Raw genomic sequence first — 9251 nt, 5'->3', positions numbered from 1 at the left:
CAATCTAATTAACCTGAACTCTGAATAATAAATCTATCTCGAGCAGCTATTTTCAGCGCTAACTGCGTTGAATTTACTTGCAATAGGCCCGCTATTGACGCGTAAATTCGCCTTGTTTTCACTGAAAATCTCTGGCTAGAGAAAATAAATTTAAATATCACCATGATTCAATACGTTAGTAAATCTCTTAACCAGAGCTCAAGTTAGTTATTAATTTGTGTGTCATTTTAGTCTTTTAATAGTGAATTTTTATTTACCGAACTGTCCGCAGCGGACACTATTTATGTCCGCGTACGTATTAACAATCTCGTAAACAACAAAAATCTATTATATTTCAAACTCTTAAATGTTGGCATATTACTGGTATAGAACACCATAGATTCGCTAATTGGAATAACTATGTTTACCCTCAGTTTATTTTTGGTATCGCCTATCGCCGCTATATGCTGCGCGACGGTTGTGCTGCTTTGCGAAAAGTATACAAAATAGGATTTACGATGATTAAAGACACGAGTGCACAAGACGTGCAGGTAAAAGCAACTATTAATTATAAAAAATACATTATTGCTAGTGTGATTAGCTTGCTAATCGGCTTTGTCTGTATTCAAACTCTAATGGCAGGCAACGGTGCAGACACATCAATTAGTCGCGCAAAATTACAAATTGCAGTGGTTCAAGTAAAAACGCTCATACGGGATATCGCTGCCAGCGGTAAAATTGTTGCAGCAAATGCCCCCCAAATGTATAGCCCTGAACGGGGATTTATAGATTTAAAAGTCAAAGCGGGTGATACCGTAAGAGAAGGTGACACACTTGCGCTACTTCAAAGTCCAGAGTTGACAAATGAATTAAAGCAACAAGAGTCTGTACTTAAAAGGCTCGAAGGTGAACAACAAAGACAACATCTGCAAGCAAGGCGTCAAACACTGGCATTAAATAAAACTCTTGATATGGCTGAGGTAGAACTAAACGCAGCCAAACGCGAAAATCGTCGAGCGCAGTTATCAATACAAAAGCACTTAATTAGCCAAATTGATCTTGAAAAAGCGGTTGATGATCTATCCCGAGCAAAACTCTCCTATAAGCATGCACAACAAGAGGTATCACTTGCCAAAGATACACTCACCTTCGAGTCACAAGCCGCTAAAAGTGATGTGACTCGTCAGCAGCTTATCGTTGATGATTTAAATCGAAAAGTAAGCAATTTATCAATTAAAGCTACCGTTACAGGGATCGTAGGTAACCTATTAGTGCAACAAAAAGCCGCCGTAACACAAAGCCAGCCACTAATGACACTCGTTGATTTAAGTAATTTTGAAGCAGAACTCCAAGTACCTGAAAGTTATGCCAACGAATTAGGACTCGGTATGGAAGTAGAGCTTAAACTAGGCAGTGAAACCGTGATGGGTGTTTTATCCGCTATATCACCCGAGGTAAATAACCGAGAAGTCACAGCGCGCGTTCGCTTTGATGGAGTTAGTAATAACATTCGTCAAAATCAGCGTTTAACAGCACGTATTTTACTCGATAACCGCCAAGACATAATGCAAGTAAAACGCGGCGCTTTTATGCAGCAAGGCGGAATTGTTGCTTATAAGGTAGAAGGCAACATTGCAAAACGCATACCTATTACTACAGGTGCCACCAGCATTAACGCGGTTGAACTTTTAAGCGGTGTTAAAGAAAACGATGAAATCATTATTTCTAGCTACAGCGACTTTAAACAAGCCGACACGATTTTATTAAACTAAACAGAATAAATAACGTTCTCAACCAACGTAAAAATAATTAAGGAATACCCATGTTACAAATGAATAACGTAAGTAAAGTATACCAAACTGAAATGGTACAAACCCATGCGCTACGCGACTTTAACCTGCAAGTAAACGAAGGCGAATTTATTGCTGTTACCGGTCCTAGCGGCTCAGGAAAAACAACCTTTTTAAATATTGCAGGTATGCTCGAGCCTTTTAGCGAAGGTGAATACCTGTTGGATGGTGTTAATGTTGGCAGCCTAAACGATAACCAGCGTGCCGATTTACGTAATCAAAAAATTGGCTTTATATTCCAAGGTTTTAATTTAATCCCTGATTTAAACTTATACGAAAACATAGAAGTCCCTCTTCGCTACAGAGGGATTAAAGCAAATGAGCGGAAACGTCGAATTGAGCAATGCCTTGAACAAGTTGGTTTAGCATCTCGGGCTAAGCACTTACCTCAACAATTGTCGGGCGGTCAACAACAGCGTGTTGCAATAGCACGTGCACTTGCCGGAGAACCTCGTTTTTTACTTGCCGATGAGCCAACTGGTAATCTTGATAGCTTAATGGCTCGTCAAGTTATGGAACTACTTGAGCAAATAAATCGCGATGGTGCCACTATTATAATGGTGACACACGACAGCGAGTTAGCGCGCCGAGCTCCGCGTAATATTCAAGTAGTCGATGGACAACTTGCCGATTTCACCCTTTATCAGGGTGCGCCAAATATTAGAACCGCATCAGGAGTTTAGCCAATGTTTATTCATTACTTAGATTTAAGTTGGCGCAGCTTTAAGCGCACCCCGCTGGTGAGTTTTTTAATGGTACTGGCGATTGCCATTGGTATTGGCATCACTATGACGAGCTTAAGTGTATATCACATGATGTCGGCTGATCCTATTCCTGAAAAAAGCGACCAACTTTACAGCGTACAATTGCAAACAATGGACGACGGTAGTACGTGGTGGACAGAAGATAACATGCCACTGCAACTGACCTATCAAGATGCCGTAAACTTAGTAAAAGCACCCAGTCCTGAGCGAAAAGTCGCCATGATGCGTACCGGTTTCTCAGTTTATTTAGATTCAGATAAAATAAAACCCTTTATTGGCAGTGCTCGCATGACAACGCCTGACTTTTTTAGCATGTTTAATTTGTCATTTCTATACGGAGGGGCCTGGAGTAAAGAGCAAGAAAACTCAGCCGCACCTGTGGTTGTTATTTCACAAGAACTAAACGATAAACTATTTGCAGGAAAAAACTCCATAGGTAAGCTTATCAATTTAGACGATGCCAGCTATCAAGTAGTTGGTGTGCTTAAGCATTGGCCACTTAACATTAAATATTATGACTTAAATAATGGCGCATTTAATAAAATAGAAGAATTATTTATGCCTTTTAGTTTAATTAAAGCAAAGGAGCTCGTTAGTTGGGGCAATAGTAATGGGTGGAAGCACGAAAACACGCCAACTTTTGCAGATAAACTGCAATCGGAGCAAGTATGGATCCAGTTTTGGGCAGAGCTAAATACGCTTGAACAAAAACAAGCCTATCAAAATTACTTATTAGCCTACATGCAAGAACAACAAAAGCGTGGGCGATTTAATCGTAAAGAATTGGGGTATAAACTTCGCGATGTAAACCAATGGATGCAATACAACAACGTCGTCACCGAAGACAATAAAATTTTAGTGGGCTTAAGCTTTATGTTTTTAGGTGTGTGCTTAGCCAATATTTTAGGATTACTTTTAGCTAAGTTTTTGCGCAGAGCGCCAGAAGTAGGTGTAAGACGTGCATTAGGTGCCAGTAAAAGGCAAATATTTTTACAACACTTAGTTGAGGTCGCTGTACTTGGTTTTATCGGGGGCATGCTAGGGATTGTATTAGCGCAACTTGGTTTAATGGGCGTTGGGCAAAGCTACGACTACTATGAAAACTTGGCCACAATGGATTTAACCATGTTATTGAGTGCGCCATTGATTGCTATTACCACTTGTATTCTAGCTGGTTTGTACCCTGCTTGGCTGGTGTGCAAAACCAATCCTGCCATTTATCTGAAGAGCCAATAAGGAATGTCACAATGTTAGAAATAAAACCTATATTTAATGCCTTATGTCGCTCAAAAGTAGGCGCCGTACTACTGTTAATTCAAATTGCAATTACCACCGCTATCGTCAGTAATGCAGCCTTTATTATTCAAGACAGAATTAGTTATTTAAACCAAGAAACGGGTTATCCTGAACAAGATATATTTAAGTTTAATGTAATGACTTTTGGTACAGATATTAACTTGAGTCAACAATTTGAGCTTGATGAAACCATGATCAGATCAATGCCTGGCGTAGTCGATGCCGCATTAAGCAGTAGTATCCCGCTATCAGGCAGTGGTAGTGCCTCTAGCTTTAATTTAAAACCTGCTCCACAAAAAGGCCTAAGTGTCAGGGCCGCTTATATTTTTATAGACGATCATGCTATTAATACGTATGGCGTTAACTTAGTTGCTGGGCGAAACTTTACCGAAGATGAAGTGCTGGTTACCAACGAAATTACACAAAAGCGCACCAACGTCACTATCGTTACTAAAGCCCTACTTGATGAGCTTTACCCTGGAGGAGATGGTTTAGGGAAAATCGTTTATTTTGGCGACCTACCACTTAAAATTATTGGCGTGATCGGAAAAATGAAAGGCCCTTGGCTCAAAGACAGTAAACCCGATAATTTTGCGTTTATTCCTTATATTAAAGCAGAAAGTTATACACAAGTTGCCGTTCGTACAGAGCCTAGTCAGCGAGCAGCTGTAATGAAAGAAATAGAAAATGCCATGCTTGAAAATTACAGTAAGCGCGTTATTAATAACATTAAAGGGCTTGATGAACTAAAAAATGAGTACACCGCTCAAGACCGCCTCATGATGCGCATGCTTATAGTATTAATCACTATTTTAGTACTTATAACCGCTCTTGGTATTTTTGGTTTAACCTTATTTAATATTAGTAAACGCACTAAACAAATTGGTACACGCAGAGCACTTGGCGCAAGAAAGTCAGCTATTGTTAGCTACTTTTTAGTAGAAAATGCATTAATTTGTAGCCTAGGTTTAGCCTTAGGTGTAGTAACAGCAATACTGCTTGGGAAAATGTTAATGCAGTATTTTTCTGTAGCTGCACTACCGCCAAGTTATATAGCCGTTACCGCCATTGCCGTATTTTTAATGAGCTTACTTGCTGTATTAGCGCCGGCCAAACGCGCTGCTAATATTTCGCCAAGTATCGCAACTCGTACTATTTAATAATATGTAAATCACTATGCTACACTGCTTATAAAATAGTGTAGCCATTTAAAAAATTATAAAAATAACCTATGACTCATAAAATACTCATTGTTGACGATAACCAAGCTGTACTCGACGCACTTTCATTGTTACTCGAAATCCACGATTTTTCGGTTGTTACGGCAACAAATCCATTTGATGCTTTGCAAATAGTGCGTTATCAACGAATTTCGCTTGTCATTCAAGATATGAACTTTACCAGCGACACAACCTCTGGCGAAGAAGGTAAAACCTTGTTTTATGAACTACGAGAAATAAACCCGCACCTACCTATTATCCTTATTACAGCGTGGACTGAGCTTGCTACCGCCATTGAGCTTGTAAAAGCCGGTGCTGCCGACTACCTACCAAAGCCATGGGACGATACAAAATTACTTATTTGTATTAATAACTTAATTGAACTTGGCCATGCTAAAGAAATCGTGGCAACACATAACCGCCATCAAAAAGAACGTGAAGGTACATTTAAAAACGCAGATCTTGCTGGGTTAATATTTAAAAGCACCGCCATGGAGCGTTTGATCACGATGGCGCTGCAAGTGGCTAAATCTGATATATCAGCATTAATTACAGGCCCTAATGGCAGTGGTAAAGAGTGCATTGCACATATCATTCAAAAAAACTCCCTGCTTGTATCGCAATCATTTATTAAGGTGAACGCCGGCGCTCTGCCACAAGAACTTATAGAGGCCGAGCTTTTTGGCGCTGAAGCAGGTGCATATACAGGTATAACCAAACAACGCATTGGCCGCTTTGAAGCCGCCGACGGTGGCACTTTGTTTTTAGATGAGATTGGTAATTTACCACTTTCTGGGCAAATGAAATTACTACGCGTACTACAAACCGGCGAATTTGAGCGTTTAGGCTCAACACAAACACGCAAAGTAAATGTACGCGTCATATCGGCAACTAACGAAAACTTACTACAAGCAATTCAACAAGGACGATTTAGAGAGGACTTATATTATCGTCTTAACGTAATTGAGCTCAACGTGCCTGCCCTGTGCGAAAGGCAAGATGATATTTTGGCGCTTATTAGTTACTTTTTACCGCACCGAGAGCTTAATATAGATACAGAGCAGGCACTTAAACATTACAAATGGCCTGGTAACGTTCGCGAGTTGGAAAACGCCTGTAAACGTGTCGCAGTCCTAAAACCCAGCGGCACACTTACGGTCAATGACTTTGCGCTTCAGCCATTGGTTAATGCGCATAAAGATATAAAAGCAGAGCCGACTAAACAAGAAATAGAAGATGCAATACGCGCTCATCAAGGTGTTATCGCAAAGGTTGCTCGTAAATTTGGTTTAAGCCGGCAAGCACTTTACAGGCGGTTACAAAAAATGGGGATTGATTATTGATGCTAAACGTTATTAATAATTTGTCCCTAAGTAAAAAAATCATACTAATCTGTGCACTTTGTAGCACCCTTCCTGTTGCTGCTATTGCTGCATTGAGTAACTTTACTCTGTATCACACTGCACTGCTAATACTGCTAACATTATTCTTAAGCATATTACTTTCTAAGGTATTAACTAAATCAATAAAGCTGGGTATGCAATCGCTCGAAACCGGACTACTTAATTTTAAAGACGGCGAACTCTCTAGTTTACTCGCGTATAAAAATAACGATGAACTAGGAAAATTATGCCAACTTTATAATCAAACGGCTAAACAGCTTCGCCAAGAAAAACAATGGATTTATCAACGCGAATTAATGCTCGACAAAGTATTGCAAAGCTCGCCGCAAGCGCTGCTACTGGTTAACGACAATAACATTGTGGTATTTAGCAATTTAATTAGCCGTAGTTTATTTAATAGCGCAACTCGTCTTGAAGGTATGCAGCTAAGTAAGTTACTCGAAAATTCGCCCCTGCAATTAACAACAGCCATCGAACACGGTGTTGATGGTCTTTTTAATATAGAAATAGAGAATCAAGACTCAGAAACTTGGCATTTAGCCACCGGAGAATTTTTACTCAATAACCAAAAGCATCATTTATATATATTTAAACAGCTAACCCGTGAACTCAGCCGCCAAGAAGTAGCCGTTTGGAAAAAAGTAATACGAATAATAAGTCACGAACTAAATAATTCTCTCGGTCCTATGTCATCCATGCTGCACAGCGCGCAATTGCTAGCAAATAAAGTAGACGAGCCTCGTCTTGCTCGTGTATTTGCAACGATTGACGAACGCATCAGCCATTTAACTGAGTTTGTACAAGGCTACGGCAAATTTGCTAAGTTACCACAACCACAAAAAACACAGATTAACTGGCAAACCACGCTCAATGATTTAAAAAATCACTGGCAATTTAGCTACGAAATAAAAAATTCACACCATGAGTTACAAGCAGATCAAGCACAGCTTGAGCAGCTGCTCATTAATTTATTAAAAAATGCGCATGAGTCAGGCTCTAACATCACCGAAATACATATTCAGGTTGAATGCGTTACACAAGCGTGTGTTATTAATGTCAGTGACTGCGGTAAAGGAATGAGCGAGCAAGTAATGGCGAATGCTTTAGTGCCTTTTTATTCAACAAAAAGTACGGGGAGCGGTTTGGGGCTTGCCCTGTGCAGAGAAATTGCAGAAGCGCATCAAGGACATATCAGTTTGCATAATAAAATAAAGGGGGGCTTGAACGTGCAAATAAGCCTCCCTTACTCGTAATTTTTATGGCTTGCAAAACAACAAAGCCACTTAAAAAGTGGCTTTGTGCTTAAAGAAGCTTAATAACCTGTAATAGATTACTCTGCGTCAGCTTCTTTATATTTAGCAGCAGTTTCTGTAATTAACGGCTGTAATTCACCGCGTTGAAACATTTCGATAATAATGTCACAACCACCAACTAATTCGCCATCTACCCAAAGCTGTGGGAATGTTGGCCAATTTGCATATGCTGGAAGCTCAGCACGAATGTCTGGATTAAGTAAAATATCAACGTATGCAAATGGTTCACCACATGACATTAACGCTTGTGATGCTTGTGAAGAAAAACCACAATTTGGTAATTTAGGTGACCCTTTCATAAAAAGGATTATTGGGTTTTCTGAAATTTGCTGTTTAATTTTATCAATGGTTTCCATCTACAACCTCAAAGTAACGATAGCTAAATACACTTAGGTCTTGAAAATAACACATCGTGACCATAAATATATAACTTAAATGGGCAAATAAAGCCGCAATTGAAATAGTCTTTCGCAATAGCATTGCTGTTTGCTTAAACTTGAGTAAAATACTCAACAATTATAGTAACACTATATTACCGCTTGGTATAGATTAGTGCTCTGTTTCAACAGGCATTACGTATTACCAAATGGACTATCAACCAAAGAAAACGGAGATAAAAAAATGGCATTTGAACTACCGTCACTACCATATGCAATCGACGCACTTGAGCCACATATTTCAAAAGAAACACTAGAGTTTCACCATGGCAAACACCACAACACATACGTGGTTAAGCTTAACGGTTTGATCCCTGGTACTGAGTTTGAAAACAAATCTCTAGAAGAGATCGTATGTTCATCAGAAGGCGGCGTATTTAACAACGCAGCACAAATCTGGAACCATACCTTTTACTGGAACAGCTTATCTCCAAACGGCGGCGGCGAGCCTACTGGCGCAGTTGCTGATGCAATTAACGCTAAATGGGGTTCTTTTGATGCGTTTAAAACTGCATTAAACGACAAAGCAGTAAATAACTTTGGTTCAAGCTGGACGTGGTTAGTTAAGCTTGCTGATGGTTCACTAGACATCGTTAATACATCTAACGCTGCTACACCATTAACAGATGATGGCGTTACTCCAATCCTTACTGTGGATTTATGGGAACACGCTTACTACATTGATTACCGTAACGTGCGTCCAGATTACCTTAAAGGTTTTTGGTCACTTGTTAACTGGGAATTCGCGAACGCTAACTTCGCTTAATTAGCCTTTAAACGCTAATTTAAAAAAGACGCTTAGGCGTCTTTTTTTGTCTCTAATTGCCCACCTGCCATTTTTATATTCGCGTAATTCGCCATCTAAGCCAGCAGAAATAAGTAACCTGAACTCTGGATAATAAATCTATCTCAAGCAGCTATTTTCAGCGCTAACTGCGTTGAATTTACTTGCAATAGGCCCGCTATTGACGCGCAAATTCGCCTTGTTT

8 protein-coding genes are annotated in these 9251 nt (G+C 39.7%); 7 read left to right on the top strand and 1 reads right to left on the bottom strand.

The genetic code is table 11. The features are described 5' to 3' along the window. Window positions 1-497: 497 nt before the first annotated feature. From CWB66_RS14230 to CWB66_RS14205, 6 genes are all read left to right on the top strand, one after another. Complete coding sequence (locus CWB66_RS14230) at window positions 498-1751, top strand: efflux RND transporter periplasmic adaptor subunit (protein WP_138585893.1); 1254 nt, start codon at window positions 498-500, stop codon at window positions 1749-1751. 50 nt (window positions 1752-1801) lie between these two features. Further along, complete coding sequence (locus CWB66_RS14225; protein WP_138585892.1) at window positions 1802-2512, top strand: ABC transporter ATP-binding protein; 711 nt, start codon at window positions 1802-1804, stop codon at window positions 2510-2512. Window positions 2513-2515: 3 nt separating this feature from the next. Further along, on the top strand, window positions 2516-3829 hold the full coding sequence (locus CWB66_RS14220; protein WP_138585891.1) for an ABC transporter permease: 1314 nt from the start codon (window positions 2516-2518) through the stop codon (window positions 3827-3829). A gap of 11 nt (window positions 3830-3840) precedes the next feature. Continuing rightward, complete coding sequence (locus CWB66_RS14215) at window positions 3841-5049, top strand: ABC transporter permease (RefSeq protein ID WP_138585890.1); 1209 nt, start codon at window positions 3841-3843, stop codon at window positions 5047-5049. 71 nt (window positions 5050-5120) lie between these two features. After that, on the top strand, window positions 5121-6452 hold the full coding sequence (locus CWB66_RS14210) for a sigma-54-dependent transcriptional regulator (RefSeq protein ID WP_138585889.1): 1332 nt from the start codon (window positions 5121-5123) through the stop codon (window positions 6450-6452). Beyond that, complete coding sequence (locus CWB66_RS14205) at window positions 6452-7765, top strand: sensor histidine kinase (RefSeq protein ID WP_138585888.1); 1314 nt, start codon at window positions 6452-6454, stop codon at window positions 7763-7765. Before CWB66_RS14210 ends, CWB66_RS14205 begins: the two co-directional genes overlap by 1 nt. Before the next feature lie 77 nt (window positions 7766-7842). Here the strand turns inward: CWB66_RS14205 and CWB66_RS14200 are convergent, their stop codons facing one another. Then, window positions 7843-8181, bottom strand: coding sequence for a Grx4 family monothiol glutaredoxin (locus tag CWB66_RS14200; protein WP_004335359.1), 339 nt, complete (start codon window positions 8179-8181; stop codon window positions 7843-7845). A gap of 265 nt (window positions 8182-8446) precedes the next feature. On the opposite strand from CWB66_RS14200, the gene CWB66_RS14195 reads away from it, so the two are divergent. Continuing rightward, a complete protein-coding gene (locus tag CWB66_RS14195) occupies window positions 8447-9028 on the top strand; it encodes a superoxide dismutase (RefSeq protein WP_077538208.1) in 582 nt (193 codons plus the stop codon). Window positions 9029-9251 lie beyond the last annotated feature (223 nt).

The sequence above is a fragment of the Pseudoalteromonas sp. S558 genome (assembly GCF_005886635.1).
GTDB classification, from domain to species: Bacteria; Pseudomonadota; Gammaproteobacteria; order Enterobacterales; family Alteromonadaceae; genus Pseudoalteromonas; species Pseudoalteromonas aliena.
Note: the sequence above shows the minus strand (reverse complement) of the source record. Positions and strands in the feature narration are given on the sequence as shown.

Coding starts and splice junctions, on each gene's coding strand:
- CWB66_RS14230 (WP_138585893.1), top strand. CDS start 498: ATGATTAAAGACACGAGTGCACAAGACGTGCAGGTAAAAGCAACTATT.
- CWB66_RS14225 (WP_138585892.1), top strand. CDS start 1,802: ATGTTACAAATGAATAACGTAAGTAAAGTATACCAAACTGAAATGGTA.
- CWB66_RS14220 (WP_138585891.1), top strand. CDS start 2,516: ATGTTTATTCATTACTTAGATTTAAGTTGGCGCAGCTTTAAGCGCACC.
- CWB66_RS14215 (WP_138585890.1), top strand. CDS start 3,841: ATGTTAGAAATAAAACCTATATTTAATGCCTTATGTCGCTCAAAAGTA.
- CWB66_RS14210 (WP_138585889.1), top strand. CDS start 5,121: ATGACTCATAAAATACTCATTGTTGACGATAACCAAGCTGTACTCGAC.
- CWB66_RS14205 (WP_138585888.1), top strand. CDS start 6,452: ATGCTAAACGTTATTAATAATTTGTCCCTAAGTAAAAAAATCATACTA.
- CWB66_RS14200 (WP_004335359.1), bottom strand. CDS start 8,181: ATGGAAACCATTGATAAAATTAAACAGCAAATTTCAGAAAACCCAATA.
- CWB66_RS14195 (WP_077538208.1), top strand. CDS start 8,447: ATGGCATTTGAACTACCGTCACTACCATATGCAATCGACGCACTTGAG.